Origin of the sequence: Rhizobium sp. TRM95796, assembly GCF_025779995.1 — a bacterium.
Taxonomy (GTDB): Bacteria; Pseudomonadota; Alphaproteobacteria; order Rhizobiales; family Rhizobiaceae; genus Rhizobium_E.
Genome location: NZ_JAOXHE010000001.1, coordinates 959035 through 980336, shown reverse-complemented (window position 1 = coordinate 980336; position 21302 = coordinate 959035). Strand labels below are relative to the sequence as shown.

Genomic DNA, 21302 nt, shown 5'->3' with positions numbered 1-21302 from the left:
GTAAGCGTTCTCAAATCCCCATAACGTCCGCCACGAATGATCATGCTGGAGAAGAAGTTATGTCCGTTTGGGTTCTTGGGCGCGCCGCGCCGCGCTTCGGGGCTTGCGTCCACGCCGTGATCCGCGCCGTCGCCGGGACCGCCATTGCGGCGACCCTCGTCGCAGCGGCGACGGGACTGGCGACAGCGGGGGAAACCGTGGTCAATCTGGACGGCGGCATCGTCGCGACCCTCAATATGCCCGATCACACCGCTCCTGTGCCGGCGGTGCTGATGCTGCATGGTTTCGGCAGCTCGCGCGACGAGGTCGGCGGCATGTACAAACGCGCGGCCACTGCGCTGGCGATGAAAGGCATCGCCTCGCTCCGCGTCGATTTTCTCGGCTTCGGAGACAGCGCCGGCGATAGCGGCGACATCACGGTCAATAGTCAACTCGATCAGGCCAAGGCGGCCCTGGCGTTTCTGAACGCGAACAACGAGGTCGATTCCAAGCGGCTGGGCGTGCTCGGCTTCAGTCTCGGCGGCGGCGTCGGCACGCTTCTGGCGTCGGATCGTCCGTCCGAGGTCAAGTCGCTCGTCACCTGGTCGTCGGTCGGCGATTTCGAGCAGGATTTCCGCACGGTGCTCGGCGACAAGGCCTTCGATCGCGCCAAGGAAGACGGCATCGTCGGCCTCGATCTCGGCTTCCGCACCATCGCGCTCAAGCAGGCCTTCTTCGACAGCCTTTCCAAGCGCAAGATCGACGACGCCATCGCCAATTTCCCCGGCGCCTATCTCACCATCACCGGGTCGAAGGATTTCTCGGCGGCCTATTCCGAGCGTTTCGTCGGCCTGGCCAAGAATGCGGCTAAAGAAGTGATGATGATCCCGGAAGGCGACCATATCTTCAAGGTGCTGGAGCAGGATCAATCCATGGCGCAAAGCGTGATTGACAAGACGGCGGATTGGTTCTCAAAGACCCTCTGACGTCTTCCTATCCCGCTTTTCCGGATCACGCATGTTCAAGGATTTTTCTCCGCAGAGCCTCGTCATGGGGCTGCTGGTCGCATTCGTCGGCTTCGCCAGTTCCTTCGCGGTCGTCGTTCACGGCGCCGTCGTCGCAGGCGCGACGGAGGCGCAGGCGACCTCAGGCCTGATGGCCTTGTCCATCGCCATGGGCCTGTGCGGGATTATCCTCAGCGCATGGAAGCGCATGCCGATTTCGGTGGCCTGGTCGACGCCCGGCGCCGCCTTCCTCGCCACGCTCACCGGCATCGAGGGCGGCTTTCCGGTGGCCGTCGGCGCTTTCATCCTTTCGAGCCTGCTGATCGTCGTCGCGGGTCTCTTCAGACCGCTCGGCCGTCTCGTTGCCTCCATTCCGCCCGCGCTCGCGAGCGCCATGCTTGCCGGCGTGCTGGTGACGCTGTGCTTCGCGCCCATCAAAGCGATCGGCTTCGACCCGTGGCTCGGCGCCCCCTTGGTGATCGCCTTTTTCGTCGGCGGCGTGATCAATCGACTCCTGGCTGTGCCGGCGGCGCTCGTCGCCTTCGCGGCGGTGGTGGGTTTCGGCGTCGAAATACCGGACGGCGCCTTCGCCGGTGTCGGAGAGGCGCTCTGGCCGAGGCCCGAATGGGTGACCCCTCAGTTCACCCTGGCGGGCCTGGTTTCGATCGCGCTGCCGCTGTTCATCATCACCATGGCGTCGCAGAATATTCCCGGCATCACCGTGCTCAAGGTCAACGGCTATGAGCCGCCGCCGGGGCCGCTCTTCACCATGACCGGCGTGTTCTCACTGCTGGCCGCGCCCTTCGGCGGCGTCGCGGTCAATCTCGCGGCGATCACCGCGGCGATGTGCGCGGGGTCGGACGCCCATCCGGATCCGAAGCGACGCTATTGGGCCGGCATCGTTGCGGGCGTCTTCTATGTCATTCTCGGACTGACCGCCGGCGGGGTCACCGCTTTCGTGGCGCTGGCGCCGAAAATTCTGATCGAGGCGGTGGCGGGGCTCGCGCTGCTGGCGGCCTTTTCCGGCTCGGCGGTTTCCGCCTTCAAAGATGCCGAAACGCGCGAGGCCGCCGCGGTGACCTTCGTCACCACGGCGTCCGGCGTATCCTTCGCCGGCGTGTCCGGCGCTTTCTGGGGATTGCTGGCGGGCGGCACCGTCATGGCGCTCGGCAGTCTGCCGCGACGCCGGCGCGGCTGACGCCCGCCTTTATTCGATCAGATGAAATCGAAATCCGAGGCCTTGAGGTCTGACAATCGCGTGTCGTCGAAACGCAGTTCGTGACGGCCGAAATCGAACACCAGGTCTTCGCCTTCATCGGTGGTGCGGGCCAGAGCCTTCAGCTCGCTGAAATTGTCGACGCCGAGATCGCTGTCGATCCGCACGGTGTCGTTCGAAGCGAAGTCTTCGATCTCGGTGACGCCCTGGCGGAAGATGAACACATCGGCGCCCGCGCCGCCTTCCAGATCGTTGTTGCCGGCGCCGCCGTCGAGAATGTCGTTGCCGGATCCGCCTTCCAGGTCGTCATTGCCGGCTCCGCCATAGAGCTTGTCATTGCCGGTCCCGCCTTCGAGATCGTCATGACCGGCGAAGCCGTACAGGATATCGTTGCCGCCGCGGCCGAAAATGTCATCGCTGTTGGCGGCGCCTTCGAGGCGGTTGTTGCGGTCGTTTCCAGTGATGCGCGCCATGTCGCGTCTCCTTGTTTCGTTGAATGACGATCGGCTTCTCGCACAGGCCGACTTTTGCTTCGCTGACAGCGGCTGTCAGTGAATTGTAAGTTTCGTCATGATAGAGCCTCTCCATGACACGCTCCCGCGCCCATATCCTGCTCGCATCGTCAACCATCGCGCTTGCGATGGGGGCGACGACCTATGCCGCCAGTCCCGAAGCGCCCGTCACCGCGCCGGAAACCCAGCTTCAGCATGACGACGCCCGCCGTGCGCTGCAATCCGGTCTCGTGCGTCCGCTCGAGGACATTCTCGCCGAAATGCGCAAGAGCTTTCCGGGCGAAGTCATCGAGATCGAATTCGAGCAGGAAGACGGCCGCTACATCTATGAGATCGAGATGATCCGCCCCGACGGTCGCGTGATCGAAGTCAAGATGGACGCCAAGACCATGGCCGTCATCGAGGTGGAAGACGACTGATGCGGCTGTTGCTGGTCGAGGACGATCGTAAGATCGGCGCGGATGTCGCCTCGGCGCTGACCCAGGCCGGTTACGCCGTGGAGATCTGCGCCGACGGCGAGGAGGCATGGTTCCTCGGCGACACCGAGGATTACGATCTGGTGATCCTCGACATCGGCCTGCCCAAACTCGACGGGCTGACGATCATCAAGCGCTGGCGGCAGAACGACCGGCACATGCCGGTGCTGATGCTGACGGCGCGGGCGAGCTGGGCCGAACGCGTCGAAGGCATCGATGCGGGCGCCGACGACTATCTGCCCAAGCCCTTCCAGTTCGAGGAATTGATAGCCCGCGTTCGCGCCCTGATCCGCCGCTCCGTCGGCATCGGCGCGGCCGTCCTGTCGATCGGACCGCTCAGCATCGATCCGCGCAGCATGCGCGTCAGCCTCAACGGCGCGCCGCTGGCGCTGACGCCGCTCGAATACCGGTTGATCAGCTATCTCGGCCATCACCGCGGCCGCGTCGTGCCGCCGTCGGAGCTGCAGAGCCATCTCTATGGCGACGACTTTTCTCGCGACGCCAATGCGCTCGAAGTGCTGATCACCCGTCTCCGCCGCAAGCTAGGCGCCGAGCTGATCGGCAACAGGCGCGGCTTCGGCTATTATCTCGGCGAAGAGCCATGATCGCGGCCAAACGCGGCTCTCTTCGTCTGCGGCTCGCCGTGGCGGGTTTGGCCCTGATCGCCATCGCCTGCGCCATGAGCTTTTTCGGCCTGTCCTATCTGTTCGAACGGCATGTCGAGCGGCGGGTGGCCGCGGAACTCGAACTGCATCTCGGCCAGATCATCGCCAAGCTCGATCGCGATGGCGAGGGGCGGTTGCGGCTTCTCGCCGATCCGGTCGATCCGCGTTTCACCAAGCCGCTTTCCGGCCTCTACTGGCAGATCGAGAGCAATGATGAGCTGCTGCGCTCGCGCTCGCTCTGGGACGGCGCGCTTCAAGCGCCGGCGCTGGAGCCGGGCTCCCCCGTGCTGCGCGACGTGACCGGCCCCGGCGGGCGGCGATTGTTCATGGCCGCGCGCGAGATCGTCGGCGGCGAGCGTCTGGGGGGCGATCCGGTGCTCGTGGCCGTCGCCATGGATCGCGCCGATATCGAGGCGGCGACGGGTGAGTTTCGCTCCGATATGGCTCCGTTCGTCGCGCTTCTGGCCGCGTTGCTGCTGGCCGCCAACCTGATCCAGATCCAGCTCGGCCTGTTGCCGCTCTCGGCGGTGCAGCGTCGGGTGGCGGAGATCCGCGCAGGCCTGGCCCAACGCATGGGCGCGGCATATCCTTCCGAGATCCAGCCCTTGACCGAGGAGGTGGACGAGCTGCTGGCCTCGAGAGAGGCGCAGCTCGCCAAGGCGCGCAGCCAGGCCGCTGATCTCGCCCATGGCCTGAAGACTCCGTTGCAGGCGCTGGCGGGCGATGTGGCGCGGCTGCGGGCTGAGGGACGGGCACAACTCGCCGACGAGATCGACCTGTCGATCGCCGCCATGCGCCGCCATGTCGATCACCAACTCGCGCGCGCGAGACTCGCCGATCGCGGACAGGCGCGGCCGGTTTCGGTGCTCGGCGTCATCAACCGGGTCATCGCCGTTCTCGAACGCACGCCGCGCGGCCAGATCCTCGACTGGATCATCGACGTCCATGACCGGGACAAAGCGCGGATCGAGGCGGAAGATCTCGCCGAACTGCTCGGCAATCTCCTCGAAAACGCCACGCGCTACGCCAAGGATCGGATCGAGATCGCAGCGCGCCGCGAAGGCGGCCGGCTCGTGATCGACATCCGGGACGACGGACCCGGCATTCCGGCGGAACGCCTGGGTGATGTCGTCGATCGGGGCGGGCGGCTGGATACGTCGAGCGGCGGCGCGGGGCTCGGCCTGGCGATCGTCGGCGATATCGTCGCGGCCAACAAGGGCGAGATCGCCTTCGCCAATGCGGAGCCCGGTCTTCTGGTCACTGTCCGCCTGCCGGCCGGGTGAACGCAAATTTGGCCGAAGCGCACTTGCGTCGTCCCGATCGCGTGCTATAACCGCCGCCATGATGAACGCAGCGACCAGAACAACGACCAACGCGAACGGCATTTTTGCCGCGCGGTCCTGCGCGTCGCTCTCCTCGCTTCTTCTCCTTAAGCTTATCCGCGGTTGCCGGGTCCTTTGAGGAGCGCCCGGCGGCCGGGTCAAAGCCGTATGGGCTGAAACGCTCCTCGCTAAAAATCCGAAAATCCGAATTTTTCCGGTTGTCCGGCTGATTTTGCTGTCGTCAAGCGCTTGCAAAGACAGTATCAGGCGACGAGCCAACCGGCCAAGGCGAAGAGACAGTCATGATCACCAAGCAGCATAGCATCAAGCACGGCATGCCCGAGGCGCCGATCAAGTATCAACCCTATCCGCAGGTCAATCTGCCGGACCGGACATGGCCGTCCAAGACGATTTCCACGCCGCCGATCTGGTGCTCGGTCGACCTGCGCGACGGCAACCAGTCGCTGGTCAATCCGATGGGCCATGACCGCAAGGCCCGCATGTTCCAGCTCTTGCTCGACATGGGCTTCAAGGAAATCGAGATCGGTTTCCCCTCGGCCTCGCAGACCGACTTCGATTTCGCCCGCTGGTGCGTGGAAGAAGGCGGCGTGCCCGCCGACGTGTCGCTGCAGGTGCTGGTGCAGTGCCGGCCCGAGCTCATCACCCGCACGTTCGAAGCTCTGGAAGGCGCGCATCAGCCGATCATCCATTTCTACAATTCGACGTCGGAATTGCAGCGCCGCGTGGTGTTCGGCAAGGATGTTCATGGCATCAAGCAGATCGCGGTCGACGCCGCCAAGATGATCACCGACATGGCGGCGAAAGCCGGCGGCGGCTATCGCTTCGAATATTCGCCGGAGAGTTTCACCGGCACAGAACTCGACGTGGCGCTGGAGATTTCCAACGCCGTCATCGAGGTCATCAAGCCGACGCCGGACAACAAGCTGATCCTGAACCTGCCGTCGACGGTGGAAATGGCGACGCCGAACATCTATGCCGACCAGATCGAATGGATGTGCCGCAATATCGACAATCGCGAAAACGTCATCGTCTCGCTGCATCCGCACAACGACCGCGGCACCGGCATCGCCGCGACCGAACTGGGCTTGATGGCCGGCGCCGATCGCGTCGAAGGCACGCTGTTCGGCAATGGCGAGCGCACTGGTAATGTCGATGTCGTGACGCTGGCCTTGAACATGTTCACCCAAGGCGTCGACCCCGGTCTGGACTGCTCGGATATCGAGCGCATCAAGGCGGTCTATGAATATTCCAACGAGATGGTCATTCCGGAGCGCCACCCGTATGTCGGCGAACTGGTCTACACCGCGTTCTCCGGCTCGCATCAGGATGCGATCAACAAGGGCATGAAAGCGATCAAGCAGGCCAATAAGCCGATCTGGGAAGTGCCCTATCTGCCGATCGACCCGCAGGATGTCGGCCGCACCTATGAGGCGATCATCCGCATCAACTCTCAGTCCGGCAAGGGCGGGATCGCCTATATCATGCAGGAGGATTACGGCATCAACCTGCCGCGCAATCTGCAGGTCGAGTTCCGCAACGACATCCAGCGCATCACCGACGAGGAAGGCAAGGAACTGCCGTCCAAGCGCATTCATGCCCGCTTCCTGGATCGCTATGTCGAACAGCCCGGCGCTCGCTTCAAATTCGTCGACCACCACACCTATCCCGACACGGCGGTGAAGGGACAGCGCATTCTCGCCGCCGAAATCGTCGACAAGGGCGAGACCAAGCGAATCGAGGGCAAGGGCACCGGCCCGATCGACGGGTTCATGAACGCCATGTCGATCTATCTCGGCGTCGATCTCTCGGTGAATGATTACTCCGAACATTCGCTGCAGCACGGCTCGAACGCGGCGGCCATCGCCTATGTCGAAATGGCGACGCCAAAGGGCAAGGTCTGGGGCGCGGGCGTCAACACCAATATCGTCGGCGCCTCGCTCGAAGCGATCATGTCGGCGATCAACCGCATGCTGGAGGATCAGGCTCAGGCCTGATCCTTGAAATCTCAGGCGTTCCTGATCAGGAGGCGGATGATGTCCGCCTCCTTTTTGTTGTCATGCTGGAAGAGATCGCCGCCGAACGCCATCGCGTCGCGGTGCAGCCGCATGCGTTCGCTTTCCATCGCCGCCGTCAGGGTGATCCTGTCACGGTCGTCGAAATCGGGCAATTGGGCGATCACGGTTTCGAGCCTGCCGAAGTCGCGCGCCTGGCCGAGCATGTCCACCATGCGTTTGGCGCTGGTCTGGACGGCGATCAGGCCTGACGGCCAAATCTTGCGCAGGAGCGCCGCCTGCATCCAACGGTCCTGGCCGCGTTTCCTGAGATCGTGATAGTCTTCCTCATGCGGATCCCCCGCACAGCGCTCCAGCGCGGCAAATGCGCGCCTGCCGGTTCGGCGCCAGCCACGCGCCACATGTCTGGCGAGTTTGGCTCTGCTTTCAGGTAAGTTCAGATCAAGAATGGCGCGGCTCACCTCATCGAGAGAGTCTGCCGCTTCGGCGGTCATGTCGGCCGGATCGGCCGCAACTTCGATCGGGAGGGCGTTCAGGCGTTCCGACAAGCGATCTGTTGCAGGGCCGGGGAGGATCGCGTCGAGTCGTGACGCCGCCTCCATCAGCGCCGCGCCGTCGCGCAGCGGCGAGAGGCCTGCGGAGATGGCGCGGAGCATTGCGTTGAGCCGCCTTGCGCCATCGTCGTCGGCGGAGCGGAGCAGCCGAAGCAGAGACCGGCTATGCTTGATCGCTTTCCTCGCGCCGTGAACGGCTTTGTCGAGCCCCTCGGGCTGCCGGCGCAGCGCGTCCTGCGCGCCATCGATTTTCTCCGCGGCGATACGGAGGATTTCACTCCGGGGCGGGTTGCTCCAATTTATCCTGAACAAGTTGCTTCCAGTCCTTTCCGAGGCTGCCTTCGGCGATGGCGCGGTTGGAGAAGCGCCGGTCGTCGCTGACCTCGACGCCCACCCAGGGCGGCAGGGGCGGCTTGTCCTTCTCGCTTCTCATTTCCACTTCCGCGACCACCAAGCCTTCGAAAGCGCCTTCATAAACGTCGATTTCCCATACGAAACCCTTATACGGCGTCTCATAGCGGGTCTTGATGATCGCCGATCCATTGGCGAGCCTGAGCATCTCCCGGGCGTCGCCCATCGGGATCTCATATTCGAATTCATGACGCGAGATTTCGTTGCGATCGATCTTCAGGGTCAGACGAGCTTTCTTGCCGTCGATCAGGCGCACCCTGAGAGAGCGGTCCGGTTCGGCCAGAATGACAGCCTGCCGCATCTTTTTGCCGCCGTCGGCATTCTTGCGCCATTCGTCGGAGATCACGAGAAACTTGCGTTCGATTTCCTTGGCCATGCCTCTAACCCCCCGTCAGACGCGTTGCAGACAGGATGTTAATGCGTCAGGCGACGTTTGGCTTCATTCAAAACGACGCAGCCTCGATATTTATCGGACGGCGGCGTCGACGTGTTCGGCCAGGCGATCGGTTTCCGCAAGCGAGGAGGGGGCCGCCACGAACCAGGACAGACCATCGCGCATGCCGGCGAGCAGAGTGACGTCGCCCTCCGTGAGCCTGAGGGGATCTGTCTTGCCTTCGCTGAAATAGACGCCGACGCGTTCGCCGCCTGCATCGCGGAAGTAGAGCGCAGCGGCGGGCTTGCCGGAGATCACGACCAGGCGTCCGCCCTCGAAAGTAAGTCCGTCGGCGGTGAGGTCGGGGACTTCGAAGGCGACCCGCGCGCTGTCGCGCAGCCAGTCGGTGAGCACGACGAGTTCCGCAGCGGGTATTTCCGCCGCGCGGCTTTCCTGCGCGGCGTAGACCGCATGCACGGCGAGCACATCGCGCGCGCTGACCAGCCTGCCGCTCGGCGCGGATCCGCTGGCGCCGACAGTGAAACTGCGGGTCTGGCCGCCCACGGAGAGTGTCGTCGGGGACTTCGCCTCGCTTGGCTGCTCCGCGGCGACCTGCCGTTGCGGCTCATACTGGCGGCCTACCGTGTAGCCGGCATAACCTCCGCCCAGCAAGAGGAGCGCCGAGGCGGCGATCGCCTGGGGGACCTGGCCGAAAAACCAACCGCGCCCGGCGCGCGCCATCAGCGGCGCCGAAGGCTGGCTGGTTTCGCCGCGATAGGCGGCGTCCTTGATGGCGCGGGCGAGGTGGAGCGGAGCCGGTTCGCGCAACAGCGCGTCGAACAGTTGATCGCCATGGGCGGAGCCGGCCTTCAAGCGGTCGAGCAGCGCGCGCGCCTCGGCGTCGGTCGCGAGCCGGGCTTCGATCTCGCCGGCGGCGGCTTCGTCGAGTTCGCCGTCGAGATAGGCCGACAGCAGCACGTCGAGCGGCAGGTCTGCAAGGTTTTCCATGTCAGGCCCTCGCTTCCTGCGCGCCATCGACCATGGCGGCGAGCCGCAGCCGCGCGGTCGAAAGGCGGCTCATCACCGTGCCGATGGGAATGCCGAGGATATCGGCGGCTTCGCGGTAGGAATGACCTTCGACATTGACCAGCAGAAACACCGACGACAGTCCCTCGGGCATCGACAGGATCATCTGGTGAAGTTGAGAGGCGTAGATCGCCTTTTCGGCAGCCGGGCCGATCGACAGTTCGTCCTGTTCGGTCGCATCGACGACGCCGGCGCCGGTGCGCACCTTGCGTTTCCTGATCTCGTCGACCCAAAGATTGCGCGTCATCGCATAGACCCAACTGTCCAGCCGTCCCTCTCCGTTCCAGAGATGGCATCTGGTGATCGCCCGTTCGCAGGCTTCCTGCACCAGATCATCCGCGTCCGATGCGTTTCTCGTGAGCGTCATGGCGAATCGCCGGAGCTTCGGCAGCAAACCCACCAACTCCCGGCCGATTCGCTCCGCCTTGTCCCGATCCCTCATGACCCCCACATCACCCTGACGTCCGCTACGGTCCATTTATTCGCGCTACACCCAAAAATGACCGGCGCCGCGGGAGCCCGTCGTCCGAGGTATGAAACAGAATCGGCCGCTTCGCAATCGTCGGCGACAAAAAGCTCCGCGCGCAGGGGCGTGCGCGCGGAGCGATTTCAAAGACGTCGATGATCTCAATAGGTCGAGCCGCTTTTCAACGACTCGTAGAGAGAAGAATAGGCGTAGGTGTCGCGGCCGCCGCGGTCGCGTATTTCGACGAGCTGGGCGCGGGCTCCTTCGATATCGCCCTGGAGAAGCAGGCCCTGGCCGTAATACGACCGGGCCAGGAGATAGTTGGCGTCCTTGGCGAGCGCGCGGCGATAATAGGCCATGCCGACCTCGACATTGCCGGCCTTGCGGTTTGCAAAGCCGAGATAATTGAGGATTCGCGGATCGTCCTGATTCTTAGCCAGCTTCAATACCCGGATGGCGTTGTCATACTGGCCGGCATAGGCCATTTCGCGGGCGGCGCGATAAAGCTCATCGTCGTTGAAACCGCTTTTCTGCGGATCGACGCATTCTTTTTTCGCAGCGTCCCACACTTTGCCATCTTTGCATTCCTGAGTGGTGGCGGTGGGCTCCGGAGGCTGACCGTCGTCGGAACCGGCGGCATTGGCGCCGGTGAGTGTCGCAGAACTGATAAAGGCGGACAGTAGAACTAGGCTCAGGCTGTGCGGGATGCGATGCGCGAGGGACTTGGCGACCATGGGGTAGACCTCCGTTGAACACGCTGTTTGTACGTGGTCCGCAGCCCCTTCGACAGCCCGGTTACAAAAATTTGATGATCGAAACATAACTTTGCTTGCTAAGTAACCTCTGCGGAGTCATATGGGAAGCATGCTAATCATTCTGGCTGGAGGCATAAACATTGCTGTTGCAGGCTGAAAACCACCGCTCCGACAAGCCGATTTCGGGCGCGGAAGTCACCCGCGTCTCGCTTCTCGAAGCGGCAATCCGACTGTTCGGCGAACATGGCTATGACGCGGTCTCCACGCGCGACATCGCAGATTTCGCTGCGGCGAACATCGGATCCATCGCCTATCATTTCGGCGGCAAGCCCGGGCTCCGCCTCGCCTGCGCCGATCACGTCATCGAACTGGTGCGCACCGAACTCGGCATGAATTTCAAACGACCGATGCCCGCGATGACGCCGGATGTCGCGGAAATGACCCTGGTCAACACCATGAGCACCTTCATTCGCTTCTGGGTCGCCAATCCCGGCATGCGTCACGCCGTCGTCTTCATGACGCGGGAAATGCTCAATCCCGGCGAAGTCTCCGATCTCATCTACAAGAACTGGCTGCGGCCGATGCATGAGCGGCTCTGCGCCATGTTCGCCGCCGTCACCGGCATGGATGCGGAATCCGAGCGGCTGAAGGTGATGGTTTTCTCCATGACCGGCAGCGCTTTCCACTACAGAATTGGCATGCCCGTCATCCAGCGGCGTCTCGAATGGGACGTGGTGGGCGACAAGGAACTCGATCGTCTCTGCGACCACCTCGTTCAGGAAGTCCGCGATCTGATCGACGCGCACAAGCCGCGTCGTCATCTGTCCTGAGCGGCGCGTCAGCGCCGCGGCGCTCTTCGTTTCTCGACGAAGGCGGGCGGCGCGAGCACGGCGGAGTTCTCGAAGGCGAAGCCTTCCGAAGCGCCGTCGAGCCGATGCCTTTCATGATCTATTCGCCAGGCGCCGGCCTCGCCGGTAATCTTGAAGAGGTTATAGGCGGCCGGCGGCTTGTGGCCGCCATGACCCTGGCTCGCCGAGGCGACGCCGACGACCGGAATCGCGGCGCCTTTGGGACCAGCCAGCCAGTAGATCGTGTCGAGATGGGTATGGCCGTGCAGGACGAGTTCCGCGCCGCCGAGATGAAGCGCCGCCGCAAATCGCCTGATGCCGATCATGCGCTTGTAATTGGCCGTGGCGCCGCGAATAGGCGGATGGTGTATCAGCACGACGCGAAACAGGCCCTGCTCGCCGAGCTTTTTGGCTAGGGTCGCGAAACGTCGCGCCTGACCCGAGCCGAAATAGCCCGAGGCCATGAAAGGCGGGGTCGCCGTCGCCGTAGATAGGCCGATGATCGCCATTTCGCCCCTGATGCGCACATAGGGAAAATCATGGTCGTCGAAGCGCCCGTCGTCGCCGGTCATCCACGGTTTCCAGGCGGCGTAGGCGCGATTGATGGCGCCCGGCACATAGGCGTCATGGTTTCCAGGCACCACCGACACCAGCGCCGGATCGGCGAAGGAACGCAGCCACACCTCCGCCGCCTCGATCTCGGTATTGGTCGCGAGATTGACGAGATCGCCTGTCATGACGACATGATCGGGGTTCTGGTCGAGCATGTCCTCGATCAGCAGTTCCAGCGTGTTGCCGAAAAGCTGCTTGCGCCTGTTGCGCTGCCAGTTCACATAGCCCGTGACCCGTTTCGACAGGAGTTCACGAAACGACATATCGGGCAGCGGCCCGAGATGGGCGTCGGAAAAATGTGTAAGTGTCATCATCGGGTTCACGATAGGCCTCGAGGTCTGAAGGAGCAAGCGGCGTGGTCGAAGACACAACCCCGGCTGAACTGAGCAAGTTCCGTTATAAGATTCTCACGCGGCTGGCCCACGCCGTCTACCCGTTTATCCAGGGCATGACCATGGGCGTGCGCGCCGCCTGTTTCGACGAACAGGGGCGGATCTTTCTGGTGAAGCATTCTTATGTTCCGGGCTGGCATATGCCCGGCGGCGGGGTGGCGCGGGGCGAAACGGTGCGCGAGGCGCTGGCCAAGGAATTGCGGGAGGAGGGCAACCTCGAGGCCGTCGTCCCGCCGCAAATGCTGCATGTCTATTACAACAAGCGCACGTCCAAGCGGGATCACGTCGTGTTCTATCGCTGCGTGGTGCGCCAGACCGCGCCCCGGCCGAAAGATTGGGAGATCGTCGACAGCGGCTTCTTCGCGCTCGACGCGCTGCCCGCCGACGTGACCTCCGCGACCCGCCGGCGCTTGCGCGAACTCGCCGGCGAAGCCGCCTTCGACGACCTCTGGTGATCAGCCGAGATCGAGCGCGGGCCCCACGGGCACGATTCCCGTCGGATTGATGGTGCGGTGGCTGCCGTAATAATGGCCCTTGATATGGGTGAAATCCACGGTGTCGCGGATGCCCGGATGCCCATAGAGCCGCTTCAGATAGGCCTGCAGGTTGGGGTAGTCCGCGATGCGACGCAGGTTGCACTTGAAGTGGCCGACATAGACCGGATCAAACCGGATCAAGGTCGTGAACAGCCGCCAGTCGGCTTCGGTCAGCCGGTCGCCGAACAGATAGGTCTTGCCTTCCAGTCTAGCCTCGATCTGGTCGAGCGCCGAAAACAGCTTGTCGAAATTCTCGGCATAGGCGTCCTGCGTGGTCGCGAAGCCGCATTTATAGACGCCGTTGTTGATATTGTCATAAACGAAGGCGTTGAGTTCGTCGATCTCGGCGCGGAGATCCTCGGGATAGAAATCCTGGGCGTCGCCGGTGATGTCGTCGAAGGCCGAATTGAACATCCGGATGATCTCGGCGGATTCGTTGGAGACGATGGTGTTCTTCTGTTTGTCCCACAGCACCGGCACCGTGACGCGGCCCGAATATTTGGCGTCTGCGCGGACATAGATGTCGGCGAGCGCCTTTGCGCCGAACAGCGCGTCGCCGGTCGCGCCATCTCCTTCGTCGAACACCCAGCCCTTTTCGAGCATCAGATAATGCACCACAGATACGGAAATATGGTCTTCCAGCTTCTTGAGCTTGCGGAAGATCAGCGTGCGATGCGCCCAGGGACAGGCTAGCGACACATAGAGATGATAGCGGCCGCTCTCGGCCTTGAAGCCGCCTTTGCCGGTCGGGCCGGGCGCGCCGTCTTTCGTGATGAAATTGCGAAATTGCGAGGCCGAGCGGACGAATTGCCCCTTGCTCGCTTTCGTATCGTACCACACGTCATGCCAGACGCCGTCCACCAACATGCCCATCGCTTTTTCTCCTGAAACCGTAGGCTCTATGTCGCAACTTCGGCCGGACATTTCGAGTGTTAAATGCTGAACGCTGCGTTTTGGCTCTTGGCGGCAGGAAAATTTCCTGCTATCCGCCCTGTCGATCATCAAATCTGGAGCCCTTACAGGCCATGACGCTGCTGCGACGACCGCGATGAAGCTCTTCTTCCCGACCGGGCCGACCGGACGGGTCCTTCACGCCATCGTCTATCGATCCAAGCAGCAGATTCTCCATGAAAAAGCATGACCTCGTCTATCTGACGGAAGACGCAACGCATCACGACGCCATCGAACTGATCAATGAAGAAGCCTTCGGCCCCGGCCGGTTCGTCCGCGCCGCCGCGCGCATTCGCGAACAGGGGCCTCATGATCAGGCGCTGTCCTATATCTGCGCCGATCGCGGCGAGACCATCGCCTCCGTCCGGATGACGCCCGTGACGGCCGGCGGCGTCAAGGGCCATCTGCTGGGACCGCTCGCCGTGAGGCCGTCGCACAAGAATATGGGCATCGGCCGCGAACTCGTGCGCATCGCCGTCGAGGCCGCCAGGAAGAAGGGCTCGGAGGCGATCATCCTGGTCGGCGATCCGCCCTACTACATGCCGCTCGGCTTCGAGAAAGTCGCTTATGGCGCGCTCACTTTCCCGGGTCCCGTCGATCCCGCCCGCGTCCTGGTGATCCCCGCCAGCCCTGACACGCATGACCGGATGAAGGGCGCGATCAAGTGGCGGGCCAGCTGAGGCATTGAAATGGCGCCATAATCTGGTATCATTCTTCGATGAAGCGGAGACATCAGGCGACCCTGGACAAGATCTTTGCGCGCCCCGTGTCCGGCACGATCCTGTGGGACGACATTGAAGCTTTGTTCCGTGAACTCGGCGGTGAGATCAGAGAGAGAAGGCTCGCGTGTGGCGGTCTTCCTGTTTGGAGAGGTCCGGATCTTTCATCGGCCGCATCCCTCGCCCGACACTGACAAGGACGCCGTCTTCTCCATCCGCAAATGGCTCCAAAAGCATGGAGTAACGCCATGAAGAACATTCTCGACATCGACGGCTGCAAGGCGGTGATTTCGCTCGATCCTGACATCGGCCTGTTTCGCGGCGAGTTTCTCGGCCTGTCCGGTGGCGCGGATTTCTATGCGAAAGATCTCGAAGGGCTGATGGAGGAGGGACGGGCCTCGCTCAAAGTCTATCTCGAAGACTGCGCGGCGCGGGGGCTGGAGCCGTACAAAGCCTATTCGGGCCGCTTCAACCTGCGCCTCGACCCCACTCTGCATGCCGCCGCGGCGAACGCGGCGGCAGCGGAGAACAAGAGCCTCAACGAGTGGATCGCCGATACGATCCGCGCGGCCGCCGACGCCGCCTGACCTCAACGCCCTTCGCGCCACCAGGTCGAGCCGAGCGCCAGCGCCAGCAAGCCCAAGCCGAGGAAGCCGGCGAAGAGCGGTATCGAGGTCACGCCCTTCAGAACCGTCTCGTCGGTCATGCGGATCACCATCCGCTCGGGATCCGAGATGCGCACGTCGCCGCGCACGGTGAGGATCTGCGGCAGGGTCACGCCTTCAGCGCCATCGTCGAGGCGCTTGACGATGCCCTTGCTGGCGGCGGCCAGCGGCGCGAGCTTTTCCGTGGTCGAGATCATCTCGCGGAACTCAGGCGCATCGACCGCGCCGACATGGACCAGCGTCTTCAAGCCGCCATTGTCGACCTCGTAAAGGCCGTTCCGGGCCGTGCGGAGAGTCGTGCGAAACAGGCCCGGCTCTTCCTCGGTCAAGCCGGTCTCCTGGCGCGCGCCATCGGGCCCGATGACGACGGCCTTGTCGACCGTCTTCTTGAGGCTCTGGCGGGTGATCTCGATGTCGCGGCCGAGCGACCGCGCCGTGAGCCGTTCTTCCTCCAGCGACGGCTCCTTCATCAGCCAATGGGCGATGCGTCGGTAGAGGTCGACATGGGGGCCGCCGCCTTCGAAGCCGCGCGCCCAGAGCCAGCCCTGATCCGAGAGCAGCATCGCCACGCGGCCCTGATCGACATGGGAAAGGACGAGGAGCGGCGAGCCGTCGGAGCCGTTCATGACCACCTCGCCTTCCGGCGGGGTCATGTTGACGGCGCGGAACCAGCGGCCCCAGCGCGGCGGTTCGGCGGCGGAGCCTTCCAGCCCACGGGTCACCGGATGGCGCTTGCCGAGGTCCGAAAGGCGCGGGAAGAAGGGCTTTTCCAGCATCTGCCCGGTCGGGGCCGCAGGCAGGATGTCGGCGAGCGGCGTATAGGCGATCGACTCCGAGCCCGCATGCTCCGGCCCCGACACCAGCAGGATGGCGCCGCCCTGGCGGACATATTGGGCGATGTTGTCGTAATAGAGGATCGGCAACACGCCGCGATGCTGGTAGCGGTCGAAGATGATCAGGTCGAATTCACTGATCTTTTCGACGAACAATTCGCGGGTGGGGAAGGCGATCAGCGACAACTCGTTGATCGGCGTGCCGTCCTGCTTTTCCGGGGGCCTGAGAATGGTGAAATGCACCAGATCCACCGAGGCGTCGGATTTGAGCAGGTTGCGCCAGGCGCGCTCGCCGGCATGCGGCTCGCCCGACACCAAGAGCACGCGGAGATTTTCACGGATGCCGTCGATGGTCTGCACCAGGCGATTGTTGACCGGGGTCACTTCGCCGGGAACCTCGGCCACCGCGACTTCGACGATATTGCCGCCGGCGCGATCGAGCTTGAAGCGGGCGGTGCGGTTCTGGCCGGCGACGGCGGGAATGCGGTTGACCACTTCGCCATTGACGCTGACGGTGATGTCGGCCGGCTGGGAGATCGGGCGGCCGTCGTCGATCACCCGGAGCACCATTTCCTGCTCCTGATCGACGAGACCGAAGCGCGGCGCTTTGATCACCTGGATGCGGCGGTCGAATTCGTCGGCCTTGCCGGTGATCAGTCCATGCACCGGCGCATTCACGCCCGGCAGCCTGTCATCGGCCGGGATATCATGGACCTGACCGTCGGTCACCGAGATCACCGCGCCCAGCCGCGACGGCGGCACGTCTTCGAGCGCCGAGGCGATATTGCCGAACAGGCGCGTCGACGGCGTGTCCGAGCCGTCGTCGCCGCCGGCGTCGATCACGCGCGTCTCGATCCCGGAGAAACGGCCGAGCGCGGCGCGAAGATCGGCGACGGCCTTGTCCGTCTGCGCCTTGCGAGGCCCGACGTCCTGGCTCTGGCTGCGGTCGGCGGCGATGGCGACGACGGTGGGCAGAGGCTCTCGCTGCTCGTCGACCAGGATCGGATTGATCAGCGCCAGCGTCAGCGCCGCGAGCGCGATCGTCCGCAGGATCATGCCGCGCTGGCGCCGGTAAAGGCCGAAAGCCGCGAGCAGAGCAGCCAGCGCGCCGACAAGCGCGATCAGCCAAAGGGGCAGGAACGGGTCGAATGTCAGGTTCATCACTGTCCCAGCCTTTCCAAAAGCGCCGGCACATGCACCTGATCGGCCTTGTAGTTGCCGGTCAGCATATACATCATGATGTTGACGCCGGTGCGGTAGGCCATTTCGCGCTGGTTTTCATCCGGCGGCACGAGCGGCAGCAGCGGCGCGCCCAGATTATCCACCGCCCAGGCGCCGGCGAAATCATTGCCGGTGATCATGATGGGCGTGACGCCGTCGCCCTGCCGCGCCGGGCGGTTGGGATCGCTCTTGGCGTCCGGCTCCGCCTCCACCCAGAGCGGGCTGCCGGAATAGCGGCCGGGATAGGATTTCAGGAGATAAAAGGCCTTGGTGAGCACATGGTCCTGCGGCACCGGCTCGAGCGGGGGAATGTCTATGCGCGCGAGAATGGCGCGCAAGCGCTCCGTATTGGCGCTGACGCCGCCCATGGCGGTGATCGAGGAGGCCTGGTCGCGTGTGTCGAACAGTACGGTGCCGCCCGAACGCATATAGGCGTCGATGCGGGAAATGGCGTTTTCCGACGGCATGGCCGCCGACGCGTCGACGGGCCAGTAGAGGATCGGGAAAACCGACAATTCGTCCTTGGCGATGTCGACGCCGACGGGATCGCCGGGTTCGAGCGTGGTGCGGTAATAGAGAAAATCTGAGAGGCCGGCGAGGCCGCGTTCTGAAATCCGGTCGACTTCCGCCTCGCCGGTGATGACGTAAGCGAGATGGGTCTTGTCGAGCCGGCTCATCAGCACGTCGTCGCCGGGGCGGGCGTCGTCGGCGCGGGCCGGGTCGACGCCGCCCGCAAGCCCGCCGATCATAGCGAGGGCGCACATGGCGGCGGTCGCCGCGCGTCGGGCGAAAGCGCCGCCGAGGATCAGCATCGCCAGCGTGTCTGCGAGCGCCAGAATGGCGGCCGCGGCGAACAGCCAAGGCTTGAGATCGAAGGCGTCATCGCCGGCGAAACCGCTTTCCGTCACGGAAAAGTCCTGCGGATAGGCGATCGGCGCGAGCGCCGCGTCGGATGCGAAGAGGTTGACGGCCTCGAAGCCGTCCTCGCCGCCATAAAGGCCCGGCGGGCTGTCGAAGGAGGGCGTGACGGCGGCGCCCGCCTCGATCGGCTTGGCCAAACCTTTCTCGGTGGTCAGCGCTCCCGCCGCCGTCAGCAGGCGATAGGGCGGCAACACGGTTTTGCCGTCTTCGCTGCGGGCGGCGTTGCTGGAATGGGAGAGTTGCACGATCCGGCGCAGCATTTCGACGAATTCTCCCGACAGCGGCAGGTTCGACCAGGACGATTCGGCGCTGACATGGAAAAGGACGATGCGCCCTGCGCCGATGCGGCGGGCGGTGACAAGCGGCGTTCCATCTTTCAGGCTGGCCCAGGTCAGGCCGGCGAGTTCCGGCGTGGGTTCGGCGAGAACCTGCCGTTTCACCAGCACTTGGTCCGGCGGGGTCAGACCGGTGAACGGGCTGTTTTCCGGATAGTTGTCGAGCGTCTGCGGTTCGGCCCAGGACATGGAGCCGCCCAATGCGCGCTCGCCTTCGCGCAATCGCGTCGGGATCAGCGGATCATCTGCGGGCGCTGCGGCCAGACGAGGTCCGGCGAAACGCACCAGCGAGCCGCCGTCGCGGATCCAGTCGGTCAGAGCCTTTTCAGCGCTGGCCGGCATCCGGCCGATATCGGCCATGACGATGACCGATGGCCGCGCCTTGATCATGGCGGGGATGGCCGAGACGAGATCGGAGCCGTTCGCCTCGGAGAGATTGGCGAAGGGCGAGAGCGCACGGTTGATATAGTAGAGCGGCGACAGCAGCGGCTGGCTGCGATCGCCGGCTTCACCGGAGATCAGCCCCACCGAGCGTCGCTTGAAACTGTCGTCGAGCAGCCGCACCGCGCCGGCCGTGTCGAGGCCATCCACGGTGAGACGCGCGAATTCGTTTCGCAGTTCGAATGGCGCCGTGATCTCGCCGCTCGCCCTGGCCTGACCCGCGCCGAAAGCGATGCTCGTCGCGCCGAGAACGCGGCCCTGAATGTCGCGCGCCGAGATCGCCACGGTCTGCGGCGTAGCCGTCTGCAGGCGGGCGGCGGTGACGGTGAGCCGGTCTGCGGCGTTGTCCGCGCCTGTCACCGCGATGGCCGCGGCATTGTCGGCGCCGATCACGTCGAGGCGGGTCACGCCCGCGTCGCGCAAAGCGGTGAAGAGCGCGGCGTCGCCGACTCCCCTCACGCCATCGGCGATCAGCACGGCGCGTTCGGGCTTCTCCTGCTGGAAGCTCGCCGTCAGCGCGGCCGCGGCTGCGGCGCGATCGGCAGGCAAGGGGGCGGGCTTGGCGGCGGCCAGCACCGACAGCGCTTCGTCGGCGCGCTTGAAGGTGGCGTCCGGATTGCGGTCGGTGGTGAAGGTGAGGCTTACGGGCGCATCGCTTTCGCCGGCGCGGCGGATGAGATTTTCGGCGGTGGCGCGGCGCTTGTCGAAATCGGTTGCGCTGGCCCAACTGTTGTCGACGATGACCGCGAGGCTGCCGCTCGTCGCGCCCAGCCGGGCGTTCGGGTCATAGACGGGGCCGGCGAGCGCGAGCACGAGCAGGCCTGCGATCAGCATGCGCAGAGCCAGCAGCCACCACGGCGTCGTCGCCGGCGTCTCCTCCTGCCGCTTCAAGAGCAGCAGCAGCCGGAAGGGCGGGAAGGCCTCGCGCGACGGCTGCGGCGGGGTGATCCGCAGCAGCCACCAGATCGCCGGGAGCGCGATCAAGGCTGCAAGGACGAGCGGAGCGGCAAAAGCGAGACCCGGCATCAGCCTGCTCCCCCGTGGCGAGCCCGATCCGGCTGGCCGGAAAGATACATATGCACGGCGGCCAGCGCCTCGGATGCCGGGCGGCCGGTGTTGTGGGCGATAAAATTCCAGCCGAGATGGCGCAGGCCGTCGCGCAGGGTCTCGCGACGGGCGTGATAGAGGGTCTTGTATTCCTCGGCCAGGGCTTCCGATCGCCCCGAAAGAAACTTGGCGCCGGTGGCCGGATCGGAAAATTCCACGCGACCGGCATAGGGAAAGGTTTCCTCGGCGGGGTCGGAGATTTCGATGACGTGGCCCCGCAGGCCGCGCCGCGACAGCGGCTGCAGCGCGGCGAGCACATTTTCCGGCGGTTCTAGAAAATCGGAAAACAGCACGATGTCGCTCGCGCCGCGGATCATGCGCGTGTCGGGCAGCGCAGCCGTCGGATCTTCATGCGCCAGCGCATAGGCCAGTCGTTCTGCGGCGTTGCGGGCGGAGATGGGCTCCATCACGCCCGGGCAGCCGATCCGTTCGCCGGAGCGGGCCATGATCTCGGCGGCGGCCAGCATCAGCACCAGCGCCCGGCTCTCCTTGGACACCATGCCGAGGCTCGATTTATACATCATCGACGGGCTCATCGACGCCCAGAGCCAGATCGTGTGCGCCGCCTCCCATTCGCGGTCGCGGATATAGGTGTGGTCGTCGCGGGCCGAGCGGCGCCAGTCGATGCGGGCCAGGCTGTCGCCTTCGACGAAAGGACGGAATTGCCAGAAATTCTCACCCGGGCCGCGCCGCCGGCGGCCATGCCAGCCCGAAATCACCGTATTGGCGATGCGTCGGGCTTCGACCAGACAATCCGGCAGAAGGCGCGCCCGCTCGCGCGCGCGGACGAGAGCGGCGCTCGAGGGCGTCGGAATGACGATATGGCCTATGGACGCCAAAATGCGGATCCGCCTCTGCTGTTCCTATTT

At 64.2% G+C, this 21302-nt stretch carries 21 protein-coding genes; 10 read left to right on the top strand and 11 right to left on the bottom strand.

What is annotated here, in order from left to right:
* Positions 1-59: 59 nt before the first annotated feature.
* Positions 60-965 carry an alpha/beta hydrolase family protein gene (locus OCK01_RS04670; RefSeq protein WP_263822886.1) on the top strand — a complete coding sequence of 302 codons (906 nt, stop codon included), beginning with the start codon at positions 60-62 and terminating at the stop codon, positions 963-965.
* A gap of 31 nt (positions 966-996) precedes the next feature.
* Positions 997-2181 carry a benzoate/H(+) symporter BenE family transporter gene (locus tag OCK01_RS04665; protein WP_263822885.1) on the top strand — a complete coding sequence of 395 codons (1185 nt, stop codon included), beginning with the start codon at positions 997-999 and terminating at the stop codon, positions 2179-2181.
* Between the two features lie 17 nt (positions 2182-2198).
* Here OCK01_RS04665 and OCK01_RS26445 read toward each other — a convergent pair whose 3' ends face one another.
* Positions 2199-2672 carry a hypothetical protein gene (locus OCK01_RS26445; protein ID WP_318530224.1) on the bottom strand — a complete coding sequence of 158 codons (474 nt, stop codon included), beginning with the start codon at positions 2670-2672 and terminating at the stop codon, positions 2199-2201.
* A 113-nt stretch (positions 2673-2785) separates the two neighbouring features.
* Here OCK01_RS26445 and OCK01_RS04655 point away from each other — a divergent pair, with 113 nt between their 5' ends.
* From OCK01_RS04655 to leuA, 4 genes are all read left to right on the top strand, one after another.
* Positions 2786-3130 carry a PepSY domain-containing protein gene (locus OCK01_RS04655; protein ID WP_263822884.1) on the top strand — a complete coding sequence of 115 codons (345 nt, stop codon included), beginning with the start codon at positions 2786-2788 and terminating at the stop codon, positions 3128-3130.
* Positions 3130-3792, top strand: a complete 663-nt coding sequence (locus OCK01_RS04650) for a response regulator transcription factor (RefSeq protein ID WP_263822883.1) — start codon at positions 3130-3132, stop codon at positions 3790-3792. The genes OCK01_RS04655 and OCK01_RS04650 overlap by 1 nt, the downstream gene beginning before the upstream one ends.
* A complete protein-coding gene (locus OCK01_RS04645) occupies positions 3789-5135 on the top strand; it encodes a sensor histidine kinase (RefSeq protein ID WP_263822882.1) in 1347 nt (448 codons plus the stop codon). Before OCK01_RS04650 ends, OCK01_RS04645 begins: the two co-directional genes overlap by 4 nt.
* Before the next feature lie 341 nt (positions 5136-5476).
* Positions 5477-7189 (top strand): 2-isopropylmalate synthase, encoded by a 1713-nt coding sequence (gene leuA / locus OCK01_RS04640; RefSeq protein WP_263822881.1) that lies wholly within the window; start codon positions 5477-5479, stop codon positions 7187-7189.
* Positions 7190-7200: 11 nt separating this feature from the next.
* Here leuA and OCK01_RS04635 read toward each other — a convergent pair whose 3' ends face one another.
* From OCK01_RS04635 to OCK01_RS04615, 5 genes are all read right to left on the bottom strand, one after another.
* Positions 7201-8073, bottom strand: a complete 873-nt coding sequence (locus OCK01_RS04635; protein ID WP_263822880.1) for a CHAD domain-containing protein — start codon at positions 8071-8073, stop codon at positions 7201-7203.
* The gene (locus tag OCK01_RS04630) at positions 8036-8548 is read right to left on the bottom strand and encodes a CYTH domain-containing protein (RefSeq protein ID WP_182828778.1); all 513 of its coding nucleotides are present in this window, start codon (positions 8546-8548) and stop codon (positions 8036-8038) included. The genes OCK01_RS04635 and OCK01_RS04630 overlap by 38 nt, the downstream gene beginning before the upstream one ends.
* 90 nt (positions 8549-8638) lie before the next feature.
* Positions 8639-9553 carry an anti-sigma factor family protein gene (locus OCK01_RS04625; protein ID WP_263822879.1) on the bottom strand — a complete coding sequence of 305 codons (915 nt, stop codon included), beginning with the start codon at positions 9551-9553 and terminating at the stop codon, positions 8639-8641.
* Position 9554: 1 nt separating this feature from the next.
* Positions 9555-10073 carry an RNA polymerase sigma factor gene (locus OCK01_RS04620; protein ID WP_263822878.1) on the bottom strand — a complete coding sequence of 173 codons (519 nt, stop codon included), beginning with the start codon at positions 10071-10073 and terminating at the stop codon, positions 9555-9557.
* Between the two features lie 185 nt (positions 10074-10258).
* Positions 10259-10831, bottom strand: a complete 573-nt coding sequence (locus OCK01_RS04615) for a tetratricopeptide repeat protein (RefSeq protein ID WP_263822877.1) — start codon at positions 10829-10831, stop codon at positions 10259-10261.
* A gap of 161 nt (positions 10832-10992) precedes the next feature.
* On the opposite strand from OCK01_RS04615, the gene OCK01_RS04610 reads away from it, so the two are divergent.
* Positions 10993-11682, top strand: coding sequence for a CerR family C-terminal domain-containing protein (locus tag OCK01_RS04610; protein ID WP_182828781.1), 690 nt, complete (start codon positions 10993-10995; stop codon positions 11680-11682).
* Positions 11683-11690: 8 nt separating this feature from the next.
* Here OCK01_RS04610 and OCK01_RS04605 read toward each other — a convergent pair whose 3' ends face one another.
* Positions 11691-12626: a metallophosphoesterase family protein gene (locus OCK01_RS04605; RefSeq protein WP_263822876.1), complete on the bottom strand. Its 936-nt coding sequence runs from the start codon at positions 12624-12626 to the stop codon at positions 11691-11693.
* A gap of 41 nt (positions 12627-12667) precedes the next feature.
* Between OCK01_RS04605 and OCK01_RS04600 the strand changes: the two genes are divergently transcribed.
* Positions 12668-13159, top strand: a complete 492-nt coding sequence (locus tag OCK01_RS04600) for an NUDIX domain-containing protein (RefSeq protein WP_412178964.1) — start codon at positions 12668-12670, stop codon at positions 13157-13159.
* Here OCK01_RS04600 and OCK01_RS04595 read toward each other — a convergent pair whose 3' ends face one another.
* On the bottom strand, positions 13160-14113 hold the full coding sequence (locus tag OCK01_RS04595) for a glutathione S-transferase family protein (RefSeq protein WP_263822875.1): 954 nt from the start codon (positions 14111-14113) through the stop codon (positions 13160-13162). It lies immediately after the preceding gene.
* 254 nt (positions 14114-14367) lie between these two features.
* Here OCK01_RS04595 and OCK01_RS04590 point away from each other — a divergent pair, with 254 nt between their 5' ends.
* The gene (locus tag OCK01_RS04590; protein ID WP_263822874.1) at positions 14368-14871 is read left to right on the top strand and encodes a GNAT family N-acetyltransferase; all 504 of its coding nucleotides are present in this window, start codon (positions 14368-14370) and stop codon (positions 14869-14871) included.
* 287 nt (positions 14872-15158) lie between these two features.
* A complete protein-coding gene (locus OCK01_RS04580; RefSeq protein ID WP_263822873.1) occupies positions 15159-15497 on the top strand; it encodes a type II toxin-antitoxin system HicB family antitoxin in 339 nt (112 codons plus the stop codon).
* A gap of 2 nt (positions 15498-15499) precedes the next feature.
* Here OCK01_RS04580 and OCK01_RS04575 read toward each other — a convergent pair whose 3' ends face one another.
* From OCK01_RS04575 to OCK01_RS04565, 3 genes are read right to left on the bottom strand one after another with little or no spacing between them, the layout of a single operon-like run.
* A complete protein-coding gene (locus OCK01_RS04575; RefSeq protein WP_263822872.1) occupies positions 15500-17569 on the bottom strand; it encodes a hypothetical protein in 2070 nt (689 codons plus the stop codon).
* Positions 17569-20352: a DUF4159 domain-containing protein gene (locus tag OCK01_RS04570; protein WP_263822871.1), complete on the bottom strand. Its 2784-nt coding sequence runs from the start codon at positions 20350-20352 to the stop codon at positions 17569-17571. The genes OCK01_RS04575 and OCK01_RS04570 overlap by 1 nt, the downstream gene beginning before the upstream one ends.
* Positions 20352-21272 carry a DUF58 domain-containing protein gene (locus OCK01_RS04565; protein WP_263822870.1) on the bottom strand — a complete coding sequence of 307 codons (921 nt, stop codon included), beginning with the start codon at positions 21270-21272 and terminating at the stop codon, positions 20352-20354. The genes OCK01_RS04570 and OCK01_RS04565 overlap by 1 nt, the downstream gene beginning before the upstream one ends.
* Between the last annotated feature and the right edge of the window lie 30 nt (positions 21273-21302).